Annotated in this window: 12 protein-coding genes and 5 tRNA genes; all 17 read left to right on the top strand. The window is 58.2% G+C overall.

Annotation, left to right across the window (positions count from 1 at the left end; all coding sequences use genetic code 11):
• Nucleotides 1–109 precede the first annotated feature (109 nt).
• The 17 genes from map (at nt 110) to C8273_RS08255 (ending at nt 22,671) form a co-directional block, all read left to right on the top strand.
• Complete coding sequence (gene map, locus C8273_RS08340; RefSeq protein WP_106627259.1) at nt 110–982, top strand: type I methionyl aminopeptidase; 873 nt, start codon at nt 110–112, stop codon at nt 980–982.
• Nucleotides 979–2,256: a DEAD/DEAH box helicase gene (locus C8273_RS08335; RefSeq protein ID WP_106627258.1), complete on the top strand. Its 1,278-nt coding sequence runs from the start codon at nt 979–981 to the stop codon at nt 2,254–2,256. Before map ends, C8273_RS08335 begins: the two co-directional genes overlap by 4 nt.
• Nucleotides 2,257–2,575: 319 nt before the next feature.
• On the top strand, nt 2,576–3,838 hold the full coding sequence (gene pfp / locus C8273_RS08330; RefSeq protein ID WP_106627257.1) for a diphosphate--fructose-6-phosphate 1-phosphotransferase: 1,263 nt from the start codon (nt 2,576–2,578) through the stop codon (nt 3,836–3,838).
• A 120-nt stretch (nt 3,839–3,958) separates the two neighbouring features.
• Nucleotides 3,959–4,034, top strand: a tRNA-Met gene (locus tag C8273_RS08325).
• Between the two features lie 16 nt (nt 4,035–4,050).
• A tRNA-Tyr gene (locus C8273_RS08320) sits at nt 4,051–4,136 on the top strand.
• Between the two features lie 7 nt (nt 4,137–4,143).
• Nucleotides 4,144–4,219, top strand: a tRNA-Met gene (locus C8273_RS08315).
• 9 nt (nt 4,220–4,228) lie between these two features.
• Nucleotides 4,229–4,304, top strand: a tRNA-Thr gene (locus tag C8273_RS08310).
• A 6-nt stretch (nt 4,305–4,310) separates the two neighbouring features.
• Nucleotides 4,311–4,387, top strand: a tRNA-Met gene (locus C8273_RS08305).
• 329 nt (nt 4,388–4,716) lie between these two features.
• The gene (gene rpmG / locus C8273_RS08295) at nt 4,717–4,866 is read left to right on the top strand and encodes a 50S ribosomal protein L33 (RefSeq protein WP_006307107.1); all 150 of its coding nucleotides are present in this window, start codon (nt 4,717–4,719) and stop codon (nt 4,864–4,866) included.
• Between the two features lie 12 nt (nt 4,867–4,878).
• Nucleotides 4,879–5,064, top strand: a complete 186-nt coding sequence (gene secE, locus C8273_RS08290; RefSeq protein ID WP_006693409.1) for a preprotein translocase subunit SecE — start codon at nt 4,879–4,881, stop codon at nt 5,062–5,064.
• A gap of 14 nt (nt 5,065–5,078) precedes the next feature.
• On the top strand, nt 5,079–5,630 hold the full coding sequence (gene nusG, locus C8273_RS08285; protein WP_106627256.1) for a transcription termination/antitermination protein NusG: 552 nt from the start codon (nt 5,079–5,081) through the stop codon (nt 5,628–5,630).
• 40 nt (nt 5,631–5,670) lie between these two features.
• Entirely contained in the window at nt 5,671–6,096 is a 426-nt protein-coding gene (rplK, locus tag C8273_RS08280) for a 50S ribosomal protein L11 (protein ID WP_006307104.1), read from the top strand.
• 54 nt (nt 6,097–6,150) lie between these two features.
• Nucleotides 6,151–6,834, top strand: coding sequence for a 50S ribosomal protein L1 (gene rplA, locus C8273_RS08275; protein WP_021684286.1), 684 nt, complete (start codon nt 6,151–6,153; stop codon nt 6,832–6,834).
• 246 nt (nt 6,835–7,080) lie between these two features.
• Nucleotides 7,081–7,617, top strand: coding sequence for a 50S ribosomal protein L10 (gene rplJ, locus C8273_RS08270; RefSeq protein WP_106627255.1), 537 nt, complete (start codon nt 7,081–7,083; stop codon nt 7,615–7,617).
• A 51-nt stretch (nt 7,618–7,668) separates the two neighbouring features.
• Nucleotides 7,669–8,043, top strand: coding sequence for a 50S ribosomal protein L7/L12 (gene rplL / locus C8273_RS08265; RefSeq protein WP_106627254.1), 375 nt, complete (start codon nt 7,669–7,671; stop codon nt 8,041–8,043).
• A gap of 215 nt (nt 8,044–8,258) precedes the next feature.
• On the top strand, nt 8,259–9,893 hold the full coding sequence (locus C8273_RS08260) for a ShlB/FhaC/HecB family hemolysin secretion/activation protein (RefSeq protein ID WP_106627253.1): 1,635 nt from the start codon (nt 8,259–8,261) through the stop codon (nt 9,891–9,893).
• A gap of 172 nt (nt 9,894–10,065) precedes the next feature.
• Complete coding sequence (locus C8273_RS08255) at nt 10,066–22,671, top strand: MBG domain-containing protein (RefSeq protein WP_234343954.1); 12,606 nt, start codon at nt 10,066–10,068, stop codon at nt 22,669–22,671.
• Nucleotides 22,672–22,897 lie beyond the last annotated feature (226 nt).

The following is a 22,897-nucleotide window of genomic DNA, read 5'->3' as shown; positions in this document are numbered from 1 at the left end:
TAAGTGTAGCTTATACCTTGTCATGTGTCAAGTATCAGGCGAACGTTGATAAAAATGCGTTTTCGGTCTATAATGCAGAGGTAGTAACAATAGGTAAAGGGGCGAAGGAATGAATCGAAACGAGCTATGCTGGTGCGGCAGCGGAAAGAAATACAAGAAGTGTCATGCGGACTTTGATGAGCGTATCGCGTCCATTCGATATGATGTCATCAAAGGACAGGTGCGTCCGCCGCGCAAGATCATCAATAATGCGGCGGATATTGAGGGAATACGCAAGGCTGCCGTCATCAACGACGGGGTACTTGATCTCATGGAGACGCTCGTGCGTCCCGGCATCGACACGGAGTCGCTGGATCGCGCGGCGCATGATTACATCACGGAGCGCGGCGGAATTCCGGCGTGCCTCGGGTTTGAAGGGTTCCCGAAGAGCATCTGCACCTCGATCAACAATGTCGTCTGTCACGGGATTCCGTCGAAAAAGGATGTGCTCAAGGAGGGCGACATTATCAATGTCGACTCGACCGTCATTCTGGGCGGCTACTATGCCGATGCGTCGCGTATGTACCTTGTGGGCAAGGTGCCGGCGGCGGCGGAGCGCCTCGTGCAGGTAACGAAGGAATGTATGGAGCGCGGCATCGCGGCGGCGCGTCCGTGGCATTTCCTCGGGGATGTGAGCGCCGCGTGCGGCGACTGGGCGCATGCAAACGGCTACTCGGTCGTCACGGCGCTTGGCGGGCACGGCGTGGGCAAGGACTTCCACATGGAGCCGTTTGTGCCGCATGAGGGCGAGGCGGGGACAGGCATGCTCATGGTGCCGGGCATGGTGTTCACGGTCGAGCCGATGATCAACGCAGGTGACTACGATGTCACGGTGGACAAAGAGGACGGATGGACGGTGCGGACGAAGGATCATACGCTTTCGGCACAGTGGGAAAAGACCATCCTCATTACGGAGACAGGCGCAGAGGTGCTTTCATCATGACGCATTTCGATCAGCTCGGTGTGTCGGAGACGCTGTGTGCCCTGCTCAAAAAGCAGGGCATCACGGAGCCAACCCCCGTGCAGGAGCAAGCGCTCCCGCCCATGCGTGCGGGACGCGATGTCATCGCACAGGCGCAGACGGGCACGGGCAAGACACTCGCCTTCCTCCTGCCTCTGCTTGAGAAGATCAAACCGCAGGGGGCTGCGGCACAGGCACTTGTCATTGCGCCCACGCGCGAGCTTGCCATCCAGATCACGCGTGTCGCGGAGCCGCTCGGCGCAGCGCTTGGCATCGGTACGGTCGTTATCTATGGCGGCGCGGACATCGAGCGGCAGAAGGAGAAGCTGCGCCGTCAGCCGCAGCTCATCATTGGCACACCGGGGCGTCTGCTCGATCATGTGCGGCGCGGGACGCTCGCACTTGGCAGCGTGAACAAGGTCGTGCTCGACGAGGCGGACGAGATGCTCAAGATGGGCTTTATCGAGGATGTCGAGACACTTCTCACCAAGACGGCACAGGACTATCAGCTTGCACTCTTCTCCGCGACCATGCCGGAGCGGATCGTGCGCCTGACGAAGCGCTTCATGACGAATCCTGCGCACATACGCATAGAAGGGGAACGGGCAACGCTCGAAAATATCGAGCAGATCGCACTCTCCGTGAGTGAGGGAACGAAGCTCGACCGCCTCTGTGCCTCCATCAATGAGGAGGCGCCGTATCTCGCGATGGTGTTTTGTGCGACGAAGGAACGCACGCGCAAACTTATGATGGAACTCGCACAGCGTGGCTACCTCGTCGACGCACTCAGCGGCGATCTCACGCAGACGCAGCGCGCATTTGTCCTGCGCCGGTTCCGTGCGGCAAAGCTGCAGATTCTGTGTGCCACGGACATCGCTGCACGCGGCCTAGACATCGAGGGCGTGACCCACGTCTACAATTACGATCTGCCGCCGACCGTCACGGACTACATCCACCGCATCGGGCGCACGGGACGCGCGGGAGCGCAGGGGAAGGCGATCACGCTCGTCGCTGCGCATCAGCACGAGAAGCTGCGCAAGATGGAGGCGGCACTCAAGGAGCGTCTGCGCCGCGATGCCGTCAAGAAAAAGCCGCGTCCGCGTCCATATTCGACGGAGACGGATGGGCAGCAGTTGGGTTCCGCACACGGTGTGAAGCGCGGCAGCGCGCCGAAAAGCGCAAAGCCGAAGCCGCGCAGCAAGAAGGTGGGCAAGACTGTCACAAATATCGGACGGCGCAGTCGGAAACGTCGGTGACCAAAAGTTTGGCACTATGATAAATGTTACGGACAAAAGCAAATGCAGTACTCCTTAGCAAACCCTAGTGGAGCAAGCGGCGTAGAGTGTGCGACCCGCCCCCTGCGGATTTTAATCGTTCAAGCGCAGCGCGTTTGGAATCCGCAGGTATTTAGGCGGATGAGCACACGTCCGCTTGCGTAACGAGGGTTCTGCGTGGAGTACGCAGCGCGAATCCGTAACAGCTGCCATAGACCCAAAAGTTTTCACGCAGCAGGAAAACGATTTATTTCGTCGAATTTATACAAGGTACAGATAATTTTACCAAGGAGGCATATTCATGATTGGGATCAAGAATGTCATTGCGATTATCTGCGGAGGCGGCCCGGCACCCGGCATCAACAGCGTCATCTCGGCGGTGGTGAGCGAGGCAACGCGCCACGGCTGGGACGTGCTCGGCATCTATGACGGCTTCTCGCGGCTGGCACGCGGCGAGAAGAACTACGTGCGCCTTGAGCCCGCGAGCATCAGCCGCATTCATCTGACGGGCGGCTGCATCCTCAAGATGTCGCGCTTCAACCCGACGAAGAAGGAATCCGACCTCCGTACGGTTGTCGAGACGCTCACCGAGCTCGGCGTGACCCACGTCGTCACCATCGGCGGCGATGATACGGCGTACAGCTCGATGGCGGTCTCTGAGTACGCACGCAAGATGGGGCGCACGATCAACGTCGTCCATGTTCCGAAGACCATCGACAACGATCTGCCGCTGCCCGAGGGCGTACCCACATTCGGCTTCGAGACGGCACGCGCGTTTGGCACCATGGAGATCGAGAACCTCATGGAGGACGCGAGCACGACGAACAACCGCTGGTACTTTACCATCGCCATGGGACGCACGGCGGGGCATCTCGCACTTGGCATGGGGCGCAGCGCGGGCGCGGCAATCACAATCATCCCCGAGGAGTTTGCACAGGACAAGATCCCGCTGCAGCAGGTCGTCGATGTCATCACCGGCTCGATTGTGAAGCGCTACCTCACGGGACGCAACTACGGCGTCGCCGTCATCGCCGAGGGCGTGATCGAGAAGATTGCGGAGGAGGACTTCGCAAAACTCGGCAACGTCGTCACGGATGAGCACGGACACATCCGCTACAGCGAACTCGACTTCGGCGAGATTCTGAAACAGGCTGTACTGGCTGAGACAAAGAAGCTCGGCATTACCATCACGGTCATCGACAAGGAGATCGGCTACGAGCTGCGCTGCACGGCACCGATTGCGTACGACATTGACTACTGCCGCTCCCTCGGCTATTCCGCAGTCAAGTTCCTCATGCGCGGCGATACGGGTGCGATCATTACGATCCAGGACAATCAGGCGGTGCCCATGCGCTTCGATGAGATCCGCGACCCCGAGACGGGCAAGACGAAGGTGCGCAAGGTCAACATCAACTCCGTACACTATCGCATTGCACGCGGCTTTATGATGCGCCTCGAAAAGGGCGATCTTGAGGATCCAGGGCTTGCAAACGCCTACCGCATGACACACGACGAGTTCAAGGAGCGCTATGCGTACCTCTTCGACGGTGACGCTGCGGAGTAACACAGACAGGAAACGATGGAGCAGAAATTTTCTGCTCCATTTTTGTGTTTAGGTATTGACGCGGCAGCTTATTTGCCGTATAATACCGTCTTGTTAGCGCAAATGCGCAAACGAGATTATCGCGGGGTGGAGCAGTCGGTAGCTCGTCGGGCTCATAACCCGAAGGTCACAGGTTCAAGTCCTGTCCCCGCAACCAATTACATAGCTTTCATGGGTAGGTGGCCGAGTGGTTAAAGGCAACAGACTGTAAATCTGTCATCTTCGGATTACGATGGTTCGAATCCATCCCTGCCCACCACTTTGATCGCGGGGTGGAGCAGTCGGTAGCTCGTCGGGCTCATAACCCGAAGGTCACAGGTTCAAGTCCTGTCCCCGCAACCAAGTCTATGCGCTGGTGTAGCTCAGTCGGCAGAGCGTATCCTTGGTAAGGATAAGGTCACCAGTTCAATCCTGGTCATCAGCTCCATATAACGGCGGCATAGCTCAGTTGGCTAGAGCATGCGGTTCATACCCGCAGTGTCCGGAGTTCAAATCTCTGTGCCGCCACCATTTTGCAATATAGGAAGCACTGATAAAATGAAGTCCGTCAGATTGGTGTAGATTTTTCGTCCAATCAAGAAGGCAAACCGGACGCAGAGAGGTACTCTGTGGAGGATTTGCCGACGAAGAGTGGGCGAAAAAGATACTCCAAGATGATGGTGCTGAATTTATCAGTGCTTCCTTAACCCCCATCTCGGGGGTTCTTTTATGCTTTCAAGGGGCACGCCGGTGTTTCTTTGAGAAAATGCGCTGCATACGTTGACAGCATTTTCCAAGTATGATAAATTGGTAAGAGTCGTTTCCGATGAAACCAAAGAACTTATTGAGGAGAGATATTCATGCGCAACAACATTACGCTTGAGTGCACGGAGTGCCATAGCCGCAACTATCGCACGAACAAGAACAAGAAGAACAATCCGGATCGTCTGGAGTTCAGCAAGTACTGCAAGTTCTGCCGCAAGCACACGCCGCACAAAGAGACGAAGTAAGCGTTCTCAGTCATGGGCAAAATAGTCAAATTCCTGCGTGAGGTTGTCGCAGAGATGAAGAAGGTCTCGTGGTCGACGCAGCGCGAGCTGGCAACCTATACGGGCGTTGTCGGTATCGCGATCGTTGTCGTCTGCGCGCTGATCTGGATCTGTGACACAATTTTTGCGCGTGTGTTTCAGGTCATACTGCACTACTAGACTGGGTGAGGGACATGGCGGATAAGGAAGAACTCTATCTCAGACAGGCGAACCCACACCGGGCTTGGTATGTCATCCACACCTATTCGGGCTACGAGAACAAGGTCAAGGCGAATCTCGAGCGCCTCATGCACTCGGCGAGCATGAGCGAGATGATCTTCAATGTCGTTGTTCCTGTGGAGAACGAGATTGAGATGAAGGACGGCAAGGAAAAGGTCGTTCCGCGCAAGGTGTTCCCGGGCTACGTGCTGGTTGATATGATCGTTGACGAGCACTCGTGGTACGTCGTTCGCAATACAACGGGCGTAACGGGCTTTGTCGGCTCGGAGAAGCACCCGATCCCGCTGACGGCGGAGGAAGCGGAGCGCATCCTCTCGGGTTCGGTCGGCGGAGAGCCGAAGCGCCGCACGAAGGTGAACGTCGGCGATACCGTTCGTATCGCTTCGGGTGCATTCGAGGACTATGCGGGCAAGATCACATCGATTGATTCGTCGGGGCTGCGCGTGCAGGTCGACGTGGAGGGGACTCCCCTCGATGTGGAGATCGATCAGGTCGAATTGATTTGACGGTCTCACATAATAGGCACCGAAAGGAGGTGATGTGTCGATGGCAAAGAAGGTTGCGCGTGTCGTAAAGCTGCAGGTTCCTGCGGGCAAGGCGACACCGGCTCCCCCGGTAGGACCTGCGCTTGGTCAGGCGGGCGTGAACATCATGGCGTTCGTCAAGGACTTCAACGAGCGTACGGCGAAGCAGGCGGGGCTGATTATTCCGGTTGAGATCACGGTCTTTGAGGATCGTTCCTTTACCTTTATCACGAAGACCCCTCCGGCAGCAGTTCTGCTGAAGAAGGCGGCGGGCATTGAGAAGGCATCGGGCGAGCCGAACAAGGTGAAAGTGGCGAAGCTTCCGCGTGCGAAGGCGCGTGAGATTGCGGAGTCCAAGATGCCGGATCTGAATGCCGCATCGATCGAGGCGGCGACATCCATGATCGAGGGCACTGCCCGCAGCATGGGAATCGAGATCACAGACTAATCTGTGATACAGTGGAAGGGCATGCGCCCGCTATGACCACGAAGGGAGTTACTCATGGCAAAGTTTGGTAAGAAATACCAAGACGCTGCGAAGCTCATCGAGAGCGGCAAGCTCTACGCTTCGCAGGAAGCGATGGAACTCGTAAAGAAGACGGCAACCGCCAAATTCGACGAGACCATCGAACTGCACGTGCGCCTCGGCGTCGATCCGAAGTATGCAGATCAGCAGGTGCGCGGCGCACTTGTCCTGCCGAACGGCACGGGCAAGACACAGCGCGTTCTCGTCTTCGCCAAGGGCGAAAAGGTCGCAGAAGCAGAGGCTGCCGGCGCGGACTTCGTTGGCTCGGATGAGATCGTGCAGAAGATCCAGGGCGGCTGGCTCGACTTCGATGTCGCCGTCGCAACGCCCGACATGATGGGCACGGTCGGCCGTCTCGGCAAGGTGCTTGGTCCGCGCGGACTCATGCCGAACCCAAAGCTCGGCACGGTCACGATGGATCTCAAGAAGGCGATTGGCGAGATCAAGGCTGGACAGGTGGAGTACCGCACGGACAAGGCGGGCAACATCCATGTCCCCATCGGCAAGGCGTCGTTCGATGCGGACAAGCTCCGCGAGAACTATCAGGCAGTCATCGACACGCTCATCCGCGTGAAGCCGGCAGCGGCAAAGGGGCAGTACATCCGCTCCATCACCGTTGTGGCGACGATGGGACCTGCCGTCCCCGTTGCGCTCAGCTAAGAAGTTAAGAGCGTACGGAATTTCCCCGGGCTGTAGACAGCAGGTTTGCGCAAGCATCTAACGACTTTTGTCGCCTGCCGAGGCCGGACGTGAATTTGAACATTCATCTCCGGCAGTGTAGCAGCCGGAGATTTTTCATTCGAAAGAATAAGAGCCGTCCAGATTGGTGCGGATTTTTGTTCGAGGAAGCGAGAACGGAAGGATATGCCAAGATGAACGGCGACAAGAAGGGAGGGAAATGATTACATGGCAGATCATAAGAAAGAAGTCATCGTCGAGAAGCTGAAAGAGCAGCTCTCCTCGGCGAAGGGCGCTGTGTTCACAACCTACAGTGGGCTCACGGTCGCACAGGACACGGAGCTGCGCCGCGAGCTGCGCGCTGCAGGCGTCACGTACCACGTCGTGAAGAACACGATGGTGCGCCGCGCAGCCGATGCGCTCGGACTTGAGGGGCTTGACCCGCATCTTGAGGGCACGACGGCATTTGCATTCTCGGCAGAGGATGCGGTTGCACCTGCAAAGGTCATTTGCGACTACATCAAGAAGAACAAGCTCGACGACAAGGGAATCCTGTCCGTCAAGGTCGGTACCGTTGAGGGCAAGGTGATCGAGGCGAAGGAAGTGCAGGCGCTTGCGTCGCTCCCGTCGCGCGAACAGCTTATTGCAAAGCTCATGGGCAGCATGAACGCGCCGATCTCGAATACGGTGAACGTGCTTCAGGGCGTTATCCGCAATGCCGTCTATGTGCTTGAGGCAGTGCGTGCGCAGAAGGCGTCCGCATAAGGCATATTGCAGAACATACAGAGAGAAAACACATTACTTTGGAGGTATATCATGAACAAGGATCAGATTCTGGAAGCCATTGAGAACATGACCGTTCTCGAACTCTCCGAGCTCGTCAAGGCTATGGAGGAGAAGTTTGGTGTCAGCGCAGCTGCACCGGTTGCTGTCGCTGCTGTCGGCGGTGCTGCTCCTGCGGGCGGCGCTGATGAGGAGAAGACGGAGTTCACGGTTGTTCTCGCAGCTGCTGGCGACAAGAAGATCAACGTCATCAAGGCTGTCCGTGAAGCAACGGGTCTTGGACTGAAGGAAGCGAAGGAGCTTGTTGACGGCGCACCGAAGCCGGTCAAGGAGCACATCGCCAAGGCTGAGGCTGAGGAGCTCAAGAAGAAGCTTGAAGAGGCTGGCGCAACGGTTGAGCTGAAGTAATTCGGTCAAAACGGATTTTCAAACCGCTTTCCTGCAAGGGGAGGCGGTTTTTTCATGCGAAGAAGAGTATTATTCATATTAGTTTTATATGAAAATATATAATTAGAACACATAAATCTAGGAATATGGTCATGTATATGTTAAGATATCATGCAAATAAACGATAATACCTACAAGATAGAAATATCATCAGACTGTCGGAGGCTCGTGAATCTATGAGGAAACGTAAGAATAAGAACTGTGAAGGTGTGCAGCGTGTTGGAAGACACACCGCGCGCTTTTTTATTGCGCTCTGTGCGGCAATGAATGTCTGTTCTTTTCCTGCTTCTGCCGAAGAAACAAGCACTGTGACAGAACAGAGTATATGGGTCGCACGCTATACGTTCTCGGGTGAGAATCCGGTGACAGAGGCGGAGCTGGCGGATGTGCTCGCGGCACATCGCCATACGGAGGCGACGCTGACGCAGCTTGAGGCGCAGGCGGAGGAGATCACAAAGTATCTGCACACGAAGGGCTACTTCGTTGCATTTGCCTACCTTGCGCCGCAGGATTTCAAGGACGGCGTTGTGAATTTTACGATTGTACCGGGGCGCTATGACAATATTGTTGTCAATAATACATCCTATCTCCACGAAGCTGCGATTCGACGTGAGATCGGCATTGGCCCGGGCGAACTTGTGAAAAAAAGTACGCTTAATCGTGGTGTCTGGCTGACGAACGATCTCTCGCGCGTTGAGACGAACACGCAGATCAAGGCGGGCAGCCGGCAGGGGACGACGGATCTCGTCGTCAACGTGAAGAACAAGGGGCACCGTATGTGGGGGTATGTCGGTGTCGACAACGGCGGCTATCGTCATACGGGGCGTTATCAGTACAGTGCCTTTATCAACTATGCGAGTCCCTTCCGCGAGGGGGATCTCCTCTCGGTGGGCGGTGTTGTGTCGAACGGCGGCATGTGGTCCGGCTCGGCATCGTATATGACACCGGTTGCAAAGCAGGGGGAGCGCGTCGGCATCAGCTATGCGCGCTCGCACTATTCGCTCGGCGGCGCGTTCACCGCGCTTGGCTATACGGGTACGGCAGAGACATTGAGCCTGCACTTTCAGCATAATTTTAAGCGCAGCCGCGATGTGAACATCTATGGGACGATTCGCTTTGACATGAAGAGCCTTGATGATGAGGCAAAGAGCATGGCGTACAGCAATCCGAAAAGTGCGCGCAACTGGGTGTACGGCATCAATGGAGACAGTCTGGATCGCTTCTGGACGGGCGGAAAAAATACGTTCTCTCTGAGTTATACGCATGGAGATCTCTCGATTGACGATGAACGCCAGCGCGTATATGATGCAGGGACGGCGCGGACAGCAGGGCACTTCGGAAAGTGGAACCTCGAACTGACGCGCCTTCAGCATGTCAGTGAACGCGTCTCCCTCTATCTGAGCTATCAGCGGCAGTGGGCGATGAAGAATCTCGACTCATCGGAGAAGTTCTCGCTCGGAGGACCGCATGGGGTACGCGCCTATCCTGTCGGCGAGGCATCGGGCGACGACGGCTGGCGCTGGACTTCGGAGCTGCGCTGGAATCTGCCGACACGCGAGGGCGATGAGAATGTATGGCAGCTGATCGCATTTGTCGATGGCGGTCATGTAAATGCCTACCACAACGTTCCTGCGGGCTATGTGGGAGCTGCAGGGCGCAGCCTCTACGGCGCAGGCGTCGGCGTGAATTGGAGCAATCAGGCGAACTGGGTTGCGCGTGCACATTACGCATGGAAGATCGGCCCGGAGGATGCTGTTTCGGATACGGATCGCAGCGGGCGATTCTGGTTTCAGATTTATAAATTCTTCTGAACGGCGAAGAACCGGCATAGCAAAGCCTCCCCCGCCAGAGCGGGGGAGGGGGACCGCGTAAGCGGTGGAAGGGGCGCTTTGAGCGTCTGGACAACACAAACGAAGAGTTGCTGTACGCGTCAAAAAGACTTTGTGTAGCAGTTACATGATTTTTGATTGAGGGGAATAGACCATGAGCATGATGAGGAAACAGCGTCGCAGTATGCTGCGAAAAAGTCTGCACAGCGGTGTCGGCATTTTGGCTGCGGGTGCATTGATGATCGGTGGCGCGCAGGAGGCTTACGCTCTGCCGCAGGGGGGCACGGTCGCAGCGGGGGCGGCGGAGATTGCGCAGACACAGGCGGAGATGGCGATTCGACAGGCAACGGAGAGTGCCGTCATCAACTGGAACTCATTCAATATTGCGGCGGGAGAACGTGTCAATATTTTTCAGCCGAGCGCACAGGCGGCACTGCTCAACCGAGTGATTGGGAACAATCCGTCGGAGATCTTCGGCACGCTGCAGGCGAACGGGCGCGTCTTTCTCGTGAATCCGGCGGGCGTTCTCTTTGCACCCGGTGCTCAGGTGAATGCCGGCTCGATTCTTGCGTCTGCGATGAATATTACAAATGCCGATTTTATGGCGGGCAAATACGCCTTTATCGGCACGCCGAATGACGGAAAAGTTATCAATCGTGCCTCTCTCATCGCTCAGAATGAGGGAACGGTCGCCCTGCTCGGCAAGGATGTCGTGAACGAGGGCGTTATTGTTGCGCGTAAGGGTGCAGCGGTGCTTGCGGCGGGTGAAGCCGTGACGATTGATTTTAACGGCGATGGCAAGGTGTCCGTTGTGCCGACCACGGCGGCACTGGAACAGGCAGTCACGAATAAAGGTCTCGTCGAAGCGGACGGAGGCCTCGTCTTCATGTCCGCAGCGACGGGCGACGCACTGACGCGCTCGGCGGTCAATCAGGAGGGCATCGTGCGTGCCGCGAGCCTTGACGGGGCGGCGGGCAGTGTGCGCATGACGGCAAACGATGTGCGTCTGGCGGCGGGCAGCGTGACGGACGTGAGCGGCGCGAGGGCCGGCACGGTTGAGATCGGCGGCGGCTGGCAGGGCACGGGCGACCTCGCGCACGCTCAGAGTGTCACGATCGAGCGCGGCGCGGCTGTGCGTGCAGATGCGACGGCAGACGGCGGCGCGGGCGGCACGGTCGCCGTCTGGTCGGACGCTAAGACGGCGTTCGCGGGCGAGATCACGGCACGCGGTGCAGGCACGGGCGCGGGCGGCGCGGTCGAGACCTCGGGCACGAAGGTGCAGATCACGGGACGCGTCGATGCTTCGTCAGCGGCGGGCAAGGCGGGCGAGTGGCTGATCGATCCCGGCGATATTGAGGTCAAGACGCGAGGGACGGGGGACCCCGAAGCTGGCTCTCAGGCGGACGTGCAGACCGTCACCAATTCGCTGAACGGCGGTACATCTGTAACTATCCAGACGGCGAACCTCACGGGAAATGACGATCACTCCATCACCGTGACGGACGCCATCAACAAGACGGCGGGCGGCGACGCGACCCTCTCCTTGAAGGCGACGGGAAGCGTCAACATCAACGCTGATATCAGCTCGACGGCGGGCAAGCTCAATGTGGACATTACATCCGATACGAACCACCGTGCGGGCGGTCGTGTCAGCGTTGCAAGCGGAAAGAATATCAAGACGCTCGGCGGCAATGTCAAGATCGGCGGCGGTCTCATGGACAGCGGCGTTGGATTTGCCAATTCGCAGAGCGCGGGCGAAGCGGGCATCATGCTCGATCATGCCGTGATCAACACCACGGCGGCTGGTACAGCGGGCGGCAATGTCGAACTCGCAGGCAGTACGACAGCAGACGCGGCAGGCGTAGCTCTCTCCGGCACGACGATTACGGCGGGCACGGGCAAGGTCACGCTGATCGGCAAGTCCACGGGAACTAATGCGGCGCTTGCCAAGGGAATCTCCATCGACAGCGGCTCAGGCATCACGACGCGCTCGGTCGAACTGCGCACGGATTCCCTCGACCTCTCGGGCACGATCACGGGCGATAACGACCCGAGCGGCTCGGCAAAGGTCTGGACGCTTTCTGATGGCAAGACCATCAACTTTGGCACAGGCACGGGCGGGCTTGACCTTGCGGGTAATACATTCTCAAGTGCGGGCAAGATCAAGAATTTCGAGAAGAACATCGTCGGCGATGCCGCGAAGTCGGCGAATATCATCGCAAACGGCGTGACGGCGGACGAAGATCTGGAAATGTATACGGGTGCAGGCACGCTGACGGTCAGCGGCGCGGTGAATATCGCTTCGACGCACGCACTGACGCTTGGCTCGAAGAATGCCATGACGGGCGCGGGCGTCATCACGGCAGATGCACTCAAGCTTGATGCGGCGGATGCAACTGTGAATCTCACGGGCGCGAACGCTGTCAAGAAGCTCGACGGCAAGGCGAAGGCGCTGACACTCAAGAACGGCGGCGATCTCAAGGTCGGCGAAGATACGGGGCTTGTGACGATGAACGGTGCGGACGTCGAAGTGACGGCGGGCGATCTCACGGTCGGCGCACACGGCATCACGAACGGCGCGGGCGCGATGAAGCTCAAGGCGAGCGGCACGCTCAAGCTCGATGTGAATGCTGAGGTCAAGTCGACGGGTGCGGCGGCGACATCGCTCGAAGCGACGACGGTCAATTTCGACACGGCAAGCAAGGTATCGACAGCAGGCGGCACGATTGATGTCAAGGCGGATGCGCTGACGCTCCCCGCAGGAGCGCAGGGCACTCTTTCGAGTGCAAACGGAAAGGTCACAGTTGAGACTAGACAAGCGGGCAAGACGATCGCCGTCGGCTCTTCGAGTGCCGATGTCCACATGAATGACCTCGATTTCATCAACTCCGGCACGGGCGAAGTCCATCTGGGCAATGCGTCTACGGGCAATGTCGAAATCGGCACAGCCGACGTCAAGGCGCCGCTGACGGTGGAATCGGGTGCAACCATCAAATTCTCGGGCGCACTGACGAATGCGGCGGGCAAGGACACGACGTTCAAGGCAAATACCATCGACTTTGCTTCGGGTGCGAATCTCGCCTCGGGCGCGGGCACGATGACGATGACAGCGAACAGCGTCACGAACTGGAACGATGCCGCGTTCGCTGATACGAACGGAGCAGGCACGTTTGTCCTGAAGCCCAAGACGGCAGGAAGCTTCACCGTCGGCGGCACGGCAGGCCTTGTAACGGATGCAGGCTTTGGAAAGCTTGCGGCGGGCAATTTTAAGAACGTCTCCGTTGGTGCAAAGGACAATGGCGGCACGGCGACCATCGCGGGCATTTCAGCGGGCAATATGCCTAAGTATACGAGCATCCTGACGCAGGGGAAAATCAATATCACGGGCGCGATCAACGGTGCGGCGACGGATACGCTCGCGCTCCATGCCGATGCTCCGGGCACGACGCTTGGCGATGGGCTTTCCCAGAGTGCGCCCATTTCGGTCGGCAACTTGCTGCTCCTCGGCAAAGGCTCGATGAATCTCGGTACGCAGCCGAATGCGATTTCAAACATTGCCGCCGATATGTCGGACGGTAGTTTGAAGCTCAAGAACAACGTCCACATGAAGGTCGCCGTCGTTGAAGACCGCACGGTAAATCCTGCGAAGAACGTCGACGGCCTCAAGACGAAATCGACGGACATCCAGATGGCGGCGGGGCAGAAACTCACGGTTGAGGGCAAGCTGAACTCCACGGACGACACGAAGATCGAAGCCGACGACCTCGACCTTGGGAATAACAAGGTCAACGTCGGCAAGCAGCTCACGCTCGAAAAGGCAAATAAGGCGCAGACCATCAACGTCGGCACGGGCACGGGCGACTGGAACATCGACAATGCCGCTTACGGCAAGATCAAGATCGGCGGCGCCTCACAGACGGGCGATGTCAATATCAAGGGCGCAACGTTCAAGAAGCCGTCGGACATCGAGACCACGGGCAAGGTCACGCTGACGGGCGCGACGAAGGCGGGCGCGGATGGTAAGTCCGACATGAAAATCAAGGCGCATACGGCAGAACTGCCGACGGCGTCCGATACGCTCGCTGTCAAGAATCTCGACCTCGACCTCTCGGGCGGTATCGATCTCGGTCTTGGCAAGATCAACGGACAAAAGGACGGCAAAGTTACGGCGAAGGGCGCATCGGCGAGTCAGGACATCTATATCAGTGACAATGCCGCAGATGCTCCTTCCACGGAGTTCCGCATTGCCTACCGTACGATCAACAATACGCTCGATGGCTTCGGCGGTTTCGATGTCGCGGGTGAGAAGCATGTATACTTCTACGGCGGCGCAGTCAAGAAGTCCATCAACGCGGCGGGTAAGCTTGGCGTAGAGGTGCGCGACAATCTCTCCATCGAGGGCAAGGGTACGAAGCTCACGATCGGTGCAGATCCGACGCAGGCGGGGCACGATCCCGCCTCGGTCATCACGGGCGGCTTCACCGTTAAGCAGGGCAAGACCGTCCATGTGAAAGGCTCGGGTGCGACGAAAAAGGGCGAAGGCGCGGAGATCAACATCCAGACGGGCAGTGACATCCATCTGGAACAGGGAGCTACACTGAAGGTCGAGGGCAACTATGCCATGGCGACGCTCAATGCAAGAAGCGGCGATGTCGTTCTGAAGGACAACGCCAAGGTGCAGGTCGCCCCCGGCTCTACGCCTGTTTGGGTCGACGTGACGGGCAATAAGCTGCAGCTTGATGCAGGCGCTCAGCTCGACTCGGGCACCGATACCGTCGGTGCGCTGCGCGTGCATACGGATAAAATCGTCACGCCGGCGGCGGACGATAATACGACGAACATCGTCGGCAAGAGCGGACTCGTCATCACGCGCAAGACGAGCGGCGATCTGACGCTAAACAACGCTTCGACGGGCGCAGGGCTTCATGTCACGAGTGACCAGCTCAACGGCAAGCTCTTTGGCAAGGATTTCAGCGAATTGGTTCTCGGCGACAACCGCAGCCAGACGGTCACGATTGATGGCCTTGAGGCAAATAACCGCGTCGTCGTCAAGACGGCGGAGACGGGCAAGGTCACAATCGGTGCGGGCGGTCTCAAAGTCGGCACCGATGGATCGAACAATCCCTACAATGTGACATTGACGACGGGCGCAATCGAGAACCCGTCCGGCGGCAAAATGAATATTGGTGAGGGAAGTGCGCTGAATCTCTATACGAACAGCATCGCGAACCTCACCCCGAGCAGCGGCAGTCCGTCCGTTACGGGCACAGGCACGCTCGGCATTGGGACGTACAACGGCTCGAAGACCATCGGGCTTGGCGACGGTGCGACGGGTGACCTGCAGCTGACGAACAACAAGTTCACACAGGTATTTGGTCCGGACTTCTCGCATTACGCCATCGGCAACGGCACGCAGGGCACGATCAACGTCGCAGGCTCAAATCTTACACAGGATGTGACGCTCCAAGCGGATAACATCAACTTCGCAGGGGATATGACGCTTGCGGCGGGAAAGACGCTCGTTGTCAACGCCAAGACGGCGACGAACCAGACGGCGGGCAAGATCAAGGCGGCGAAGCTCGCCGCCGTCGGCGGCAACATCGCGCTTGAAAAGGCGAACGAGATTGGCACGCTCGCTGCCGACGCGCTCTCCGTCAAGGTCAAGTCGAACGCGCTGACGATCGGCGAGATCACGACGCCTGTGGGCGCATCCGTCCCCTCGCGCACGATTACGGGCGTCAAGGCGGGCGAATCCGGCGGCACGGCGGGCGACGTCGTGCTTTCGGCGGACGCCATGACCTTCGACAAGACCGTTGAGGGCAAGGGCAATTTGACCGTACAGCAGGCGACGGCCGCGACGAACCTCAACGTCGGCACGGCGGGCACGGGGCTGACTTTGCCGGAAAATCTCTTCGGCGGCGCGAAGATCAAGGATGGTTTCAAGCATGTCTATCTCGGCCGCGAAGATGCGACGGGAGCGACAAAGGTCGGCGGCAATCTGAACTTCGTCGATCCGACAACAATCCGCTCCGGTGCTACGGCAGGCTCGATGACGGTCGACGGCTCGGCGAACATTCAGACGAACGGCAACGATTTCGCACTCGAATCGAAGGATTTGACGACCGATGCGGGAAGCAATGTCGATACGGGCACGGGCGCACTCACGCTCAAGACCGATGCGATGGACTTGAATGGCAAGATGAAGGGCAAGAAGGCGCTCAATATCCTGCCGATCTCGCACGATCGCGACCTCAAGCTCGGCGGCACGGTGAACGATCCGGCGAAGCTCTCGCTGCTTGACAAGTATTTCAATGGAAACAACCGTCAGTTCTGGGAGTATGAGATCATCAACATCGGAGACAAGGGAGGCGGCGGTAGGCTCTACCAGAGCGGTACGATCGACATGCCGTTCACCGTCAAGATCCAGCAGGCGATCACGAGCGGCACGGGCGGCGTCAACCTCTCCGGTTCGATCAATACGCACGGCAGGGACTACACCGTTGCCAGCCGTGAAGTCAATCTCGATGATGCGCATATCAATGCCGACGGCGCTGACCGCGATCATGACGGCAACGTCGCCATCCAGGCGGACAAGCTCAACACGGCGAACGGCAGCACGATCACAGGCCACGGCGACGTCTCCTTCGACACCTATACGCCGGATAAGACGCTCAACTTCGGCACGCCTGGGGCGGGCGGCTCTGCCTCCGATCCCACGTTTCCGTCCGACATCTTCAGCGGCACGGGACTTCTGCGCAAGAACCCCGACGGCAAGGGCTTTAAGAAGATCCGCATCGGCGGCACGAATGCAGGAGATATCAAGGTCGGCAACGTCGATCTGCCTGAGGGGCTTGCCGATGCCGTATCCATCAAGACGAACAAAGATGTCACCTCGACGGGCGTCTTGAAATCCGTTCCGACGCTCGAAGTAGATGCACATAACGTAAATCTCACGGGGCCGAACGAGATCAAGAACCTTGGCAATATCACGTCCGCCACAGGCGTTTCCGTCGAGACGAAGGGCGGAACGAATGTCACGGGCAAGATCACGGGCAATAACGCTCCGATCAACCTCACAAACACGGACGGCGGCAACGTCACGATCGCACCCGGCGGGCAGATCGTCGGCACGGGCACGTCCGATGTCCTCATCGAGGCGAAGGGCGGCGCATTCAAGAACAAGGGCGGCGCAAATGCCATCCAGACTGCACCAGGCCAGCGCTATGTCGTCCATACGGAGGACTCCGTCGAGAACGAGATCGACGGGCTTGTATTCCAGTTCCGCAAATACGGCGTAGACTACAGCAATCGCAGTTCTTTCCCCGCTCCTGCCGGTAAGAACGCCATGTACTACAAGTACCAGCCCGAACTCAAGCTCTACTCGACGCGTGCCTACGGCGATGACAACGCGGCCTTCTTCAACTCGACGGCGGGCTTCCATATCGAAGACGACGGCAATGTCAAGCGTCGTGCGCTTGACAAGACGGAGGTCGACTATATCCGCGACCATGTGATTGACTCGGGCACGCATAACTTCGGCACGACGAAGCTGACAAATGTCAATGCCGACGTCAATACGGCGGACGGCACAGTGACGAATGCAATGACCGATGTCAATATGCGTTCGGGGGCGCATACCTACGGCTCGGATTCGACTATTGCCAATGAGAAGATCACCTATCAGGGACATAACGATCTTAACTACAAGATTACGGTTGACTACCGCATCGTGCCGCGCGTCGTCACGGTCACGGGCAAGACATCGACCGTAAACTACGATGGCAATCCGCACAGCTATACGGGCAACGCGGGCGTCACATTCTCGAACTTCGCGAACAGCCAGACGGAAAACACGTCGGGACTGCTCTCGGGCTCTGTTTCCTATACGCCGATTGCGGACGCGACGAAGACGACGGGCTACGCACAGGGCGCGATTCATGCGGGCGAGTACAGTGTTGACCTGAAAAACAGCACGCTTTCCGCGACGAACTACAAGTTCAAATACGTGCCGGGCAAGCTGACGATCAAACCGATCGACATCCACTTTACCGCACCGAGCGGCGAACGCATCTACGGTACGGCGAATGACAGTGTGACAATTCCCGCGCCGTCGTATACGGGTACGCTTGCCTCGGGCGACAGCTTTGCGAAGTACACGGTCACTGCGACTGACGGCGGCAATCCCGTTACGGAGCGTACGGGTGTCGGGACGTATACGATGAACCTTAATGGCGCTGCACTTGCGCCCGGCAGCCGCGGCATTTCGACGGACTACAATATCACCTCGACGGTCGGCACGCTCACAATCAAAAAGCGTCCGCTGACCGTCACGGCGGGTGACAAGTCGCGTGTCTACGGCGATGCGAATACAACGGCGGGGTATGTCAACAACACGGCGAAGGTCAACGTCGCTGCGGCTACCGCGACCACGGGGTTGGTGAACGGCGACGTCATCGACGATGTGACGGAGACGATCGATCCGACAGCAACCGTCACGACAAATGCGGGCACGGCAGGTCTTTGGACAAAAACAAGCGCCGCGCACTTCTCTTCGGGGACGGCAAACAACTACAACATCACCTACGTTGACGGACATTTCAACATCACGAAGCGCGCGCTAACGCTCGCCGCAGGTGACAAGAGCCGCATCTACGGTACGGCAAACAGCACCGCAAACTATGTGAACGGTACGAATCTGTTCCGCGTTGCGGCGGGCAATCTTGTCAACGGCGATGCAATCTCGACGGTCACGGAGACGATTGATTCGCGTGCGACCATCACGACGGATGCAGGTACGGCAGGACTCAAGACGATGATCGGCAGTGCTGTTTTCGGCATGGGAAATGCTAATAACTACGACATCTCCTACGAGGACGGCAGCTTTGCCATCACGCCGCGTGACTTGACGCTTCGTGCAGGAGACAAGACGCGCATCTACGGCACGGAGAACAGCACCGCGACCTATACGGGCGGCACGACGAAGTTCCGCGCTGACGCGGCTACGGCGACGACGGGGCTTGTCAATGGCGATGCCGTTGCCGATGTCACGGAGTCGACAAATGCGACGCGCACGACAAACGTCGGTGCGACGGGACTCAAGACCACGATCACCAATGCACGCTTCGGCACGGGCAAGGCATCGAATTACAACATTCACTATGTGGACGGCGGGTTTGCTATCACGAAGCGCGACCTCTATATCAAGGGCGGCGACAAGAGCCGCATCTACGGTGGCGGCAACGAAACGGCGCAGTATGTGAACGGCACGAGCCGAATCAACGTGCGCCCTGCCGACGCCACGACGGGACTTGTCAACGGTGATGCAGTCTCCTCTATTATGGAGACGATTGATCCCACGGCAACGGTCACGACGGATGCGGGCACCAGCGGACTTTGGACGCGTGCCTCCGCTGCACACTTCTCTCAGGGCACGGATGCCAACTATAATATCCACTACGCAGATGGCAATTTTGCCATCACAAAACGTGCCTTGACGCTTGTCGCGGGCGACAAGAGCCGTATCTACGGCACGGCGAACAGCACCGCNGATGCAGTCTCCTCTATTATGGAGACGATTGATCCCACGGCAACGGTCACGACGGATGCGGGCACCAGCGGACTTTGGACGCGTGCCTCCGCTGCACACTTCTCTCAGGGCACGGATGCCAACTATAATATCCACTACGCAGATGGCAATTTTGCCATCACAAAACGTGCCTTGACGCTTGTCGCGGGCGACAAGAGCCGTATCTACGGCACGGCGAACAGCACCGCGAACTATGTGAACGGTACGAATCTGTTCCGCGTCAAGGCGGGCACGGACCTCGTGAACGGCGATACGATTTCCTCGGTCACGGAGACGATTGACCCGCGTGCAGCCGTCACGACGGATGCAGGTACGGCAGGACTCAAGACGATGATCGGCAGTGCTGTTTTCGGCACAGGAAATGCCAATAACTATGATGTTTCCTACGAGGACGGCAGCTTTGCCATCACGCCGCGTGACCTCACGCTGCGTGCGGGGGATAAGACGCGCATCTACGGCACGGAGAACGCGACCGCCGTCTATACGGGCGGCACGACGAAGTTCCGCGCGGATGCCGCGACGGCGACCACGGGTCTAGCAAACGGTGATACGATTGCAAATGTCGATGAGACGACCAATGCACTCGTCACGAGCAATGTCGGCGAGAGCGGACTCAAGACACAGATCACGAATATGCGCCTCATGGGCAACCGTAAGGCGTCGAACTACAATATCAGCTATGTGGACGGTGGCTTTGCAATCACGAAGCGCGACCTCTATATCACGGCAGGCGACAAGAGCCGCATTTACGGCGACGGCAATGAAACGGCGCAGTATGTGAACGGCACGAGCCGTCTCAACGTGCGTGCGACGGATGCCACGACGGGGCTTGCAAACGGCGATGCAATTTCCTCCATTACGGAGACGATTGATCCCACAGCAACGGTCACAACGGATGCGGGCACCAGCGGACTTTGGACGCGTGCCTCCGCTGCGCAGTTCTCTCAGGGCACGGATGCCAACTATAATATCCACTACGCAGATGGCAATTTTGCCATCACAAAACGTGCCTTGACGCTTGTCGCGGGCGACAAGAGCCGTATCTACGGCACGGCGAACAGCACCGCGAACTATGTGAACGGTACGAATCTGTTCCGCGTCAAGGCGGGCACGGACCTCGTGAACGGCGATACGATTTCCTCGGTCACGGAGACGATTGACCCGCGTGCAGCCGTCACGACGGATGCAGGTACGGCAGGACTCAAGACGATGATCGGCAGTGCTGTTTTCGGCACAGGAAATGCCAATAACTATGATGTTTCCTACGAGGACGGCAGCTTTGCCATCACGCCGCGTGACCTCACGCTGCGTGCGGGGGATAAGACGCGCATCTACGGCACGGAGAACGCGACCGCCGTCTATACGGGCGGCACGACGAAGTTCCGCGCGGATGCCGCGACGGCGACCACGGGTCTAGCAAACGATGATACGATTGCAGATGTCGATGAGACGACCAATGCACTCGTTACGAGCAATGTCGGCGAGAGCGGACTCAAGACACAGATCACGAATATGCGCCTCATGGGCAACCGTAAGGCGTCGAACTACAATATCAGCTATGTGGACGGCGGCTTCGATATCACGAAGCGCGACCTCTACATCACGGCGGGTGACAAGGAACGTGCCTTTGGAGCGGAGAATGCAACGGCGCAGTATGTGAACGGTACGCAGCGCATCAATGTGCGTCCGTCTGATGCCACGACGGGGCTTGCAAACGGCGATGCAATTTCCTCCATTACGGAGACGATTGATCCCACAGCAACGGTCACAACGGATGCGGGCACGAGTGGTCTTTGGACGCGTGCCTCTGCTGCACAGTTCTCTCAGGGCACGGATGCCAATTACAATATTTTCTACGTGGATGGCAGATTTGCCATCGTTCCGCGTGAAGTCCTTGTGACTGCGGGCGATGTTACTCGCGATTACGGTGCGCCGAATCCTGTTGTGACAGAGTATGTGGTCGAGCGCGGTGACCGCACCTCGTGGCGCGGTCTGCTTGCGGGCGACGAGGTCGGCGGCATCCGTTCTTACTATGATGCTGCAATTACACCGACGACGCAGGGCGGTTCTTATCCGGGCGTGATCCATATCGATCCGGCGTCCGTTACCGCCGGCTACACAGGTGCCTCGGCGATTTCCAACTATCGTTTCCGCTATGCACCTGGAACGCTCAAGATACAGATGCGCGGCTTCGACATGAGCACGCCCGAGGGCAGAGCCGTAATCACGAGTACGGGTTCTGTCACACAGGTGACCGCAGGGCTCACCGGCGCGGCTGCAAACCGCATTCCGGGCAGCCCTTATGGCGGCACTGGCGCGGGCAGCACGGGGATCGGCACGGGCGGTGCAAGTGGTGCAGGTGGACGTACAGGCACGGCAGGCGGCAGAAATGTCGGTGGCATTGATGGAAACAGCGGCACGAGCAATGGTGCTGCTGGAATGAGCGGCGGCAGTGCAGGAAGTACAGGCAATGTCGACGGCACAGGAAGTGCAGGCGATACGAACGCTGCGGCTTCGACCGGGAACGGATCGGGGGCAGCACAGACCGTTGTTTCTGCAGCGGCGAAGCAGGATCGCTCGTTTGCTGACGGTGTGACGATTCAGATGCCGCAGGAGCAAGCGTCCGCGCATTGGGCGAACCGTGTTGTCGTATCGAACGGCAAGGCGTCCGAGGCACACAGCTTCGTCGCAGAGCCGGACGGTACGTTTGGCTTTGACCTCCGCAGGACACGCGGTGACCGCGGGTTCCGCCCTGAGGATCCGGCAAACAATACGTCTGAGGCAATCCCTGTGCTCTTTACGGATGGCGGCTCGCGCGACCTCGATGGGATCTACTCGGTCAACTACTCGCCTGAGAAGCTGGCAATCAAGCCCTCATCGAAGAAGGTTGACATTCCCGATCCGAAGGAGATCCGCAATACGTCCGAGAAGGGGCTGAGTTTCCTCTACCAGACACAGAATGGTGCATACGAGGTGACGTTCGGCAACGGCATTGTGGCACTCTATCCGACGGACGACGCGTCGCTCAATATCATCACGAGTTCAGACCGCAAGGCGGAACGCGCCGTGCTTGCATCGGGGATTCTCACTGCGATTGAGGATCTTGGCGTAACTCCTGTGGAGATTCGCGCCGTCTATATCTTCAACGTACTCGATGGGAAGAGTGAAGAGTAATATGCCGTTATCCAAAAGCCTCCCCCGTCACAACGGGGGAGGGGAACCGTGCGCAGCATGGTGGAAGGGGCGCCACGAGCGACATATGACTCTCTATCGTAAGAAAGTCGCATCTCCCACTGGCGCCCCTATCGGCTCACTGCGTTCGCCACTTCCCCCGTTTTGACGGGGGAAGCTAATATGCCGTAGTGCCAAAGCCTCCCACGCACTAGCGAGGGAGGCTTTT

The organism is Candidatus Centipeda massiliensis, assembly GCF_900290285.1.
GTDB classification, from domain to species: domain Bacteria; phylum Bacillota; class Negativicutes; order Selenomonadales; family Selenomonadaceae; genus Centipeda; species Centipeda massiliensis.
Note: the sequence above shows the minus strand (reverse complement) of the source record. Positions and strands in the feature narration are given on the sequence as shown.

Coding starts and splice junctions, on each gene's coding strand:
- map (WP_106627259.1), top strand. CDS start 110: ATGAATCGAAACGAGCTATGCTGGTGCGGCAGCGGAAAGAAATACAAG.
- C8273_RS08335 (WP_106627258.1), top strand. CDS start 979: ATGACGCATTTCGATCAGCTCGGTGTGTCGGAGACGCTGTGTGCCCTG.
- pfp (WP_106627257.1), top strand. CDS start 2,576: ATGATTGGGATCAAGAATGTCATTGCGATTATCTGCGGAGGCGGCCCG.
- rpmG (WP_006307107.1), top strand. CDS start 4,717: ATGCGCAACAACATTACGCTTGAGTGCACGGAGTGCCATAGCCGCAAC.
- secE (WP_006693409.1), top strand. CDS start 4,879: ATGGGCAAAATAGTCAAATTCCTGCGTGAGGTTGTCGCAGAGATGAAG.
- nusG (WP_106627256.1), top strand. CDS start 5,079: ATGGCGGATAAGGAAGAACTCTATCTCAGACAGGCGAACCCACACCGG.
- rplK (WP_006307104.1), top strand. CDS start 5,671: ATGGCAAAGAAGGTTGCGCGTGTCGTAAAGCTGCAGGTTCCTGCGGGC.
- rplA (WP_021684286.1), top strand. CDS start 6,151: ATGGCAAAGTTTGGTAAGAAATACCAAGACGCTGCGAAGCTCATCGAG.
- rplJ (WP_106627255.1), top strand. CDS start 7,081: ATGGCAGATCATAAGAAAGAAGTCATCGTCGAGAAGCTGAAAGAGCAG.
- rplL (WP_106627254.1), top strand. CDS start 7,669: ATGAACAAGGATCAGATTCTGGAAGCCATTGAGAACATGACCGTTCTC.
- C8273_RS08260 (WP_106627253.1), top strand. CDS start 8,259: ATGAGGAAACGTAAGAATAAGAACTGTGAAGGTGTGCAGCGTGTTGGA.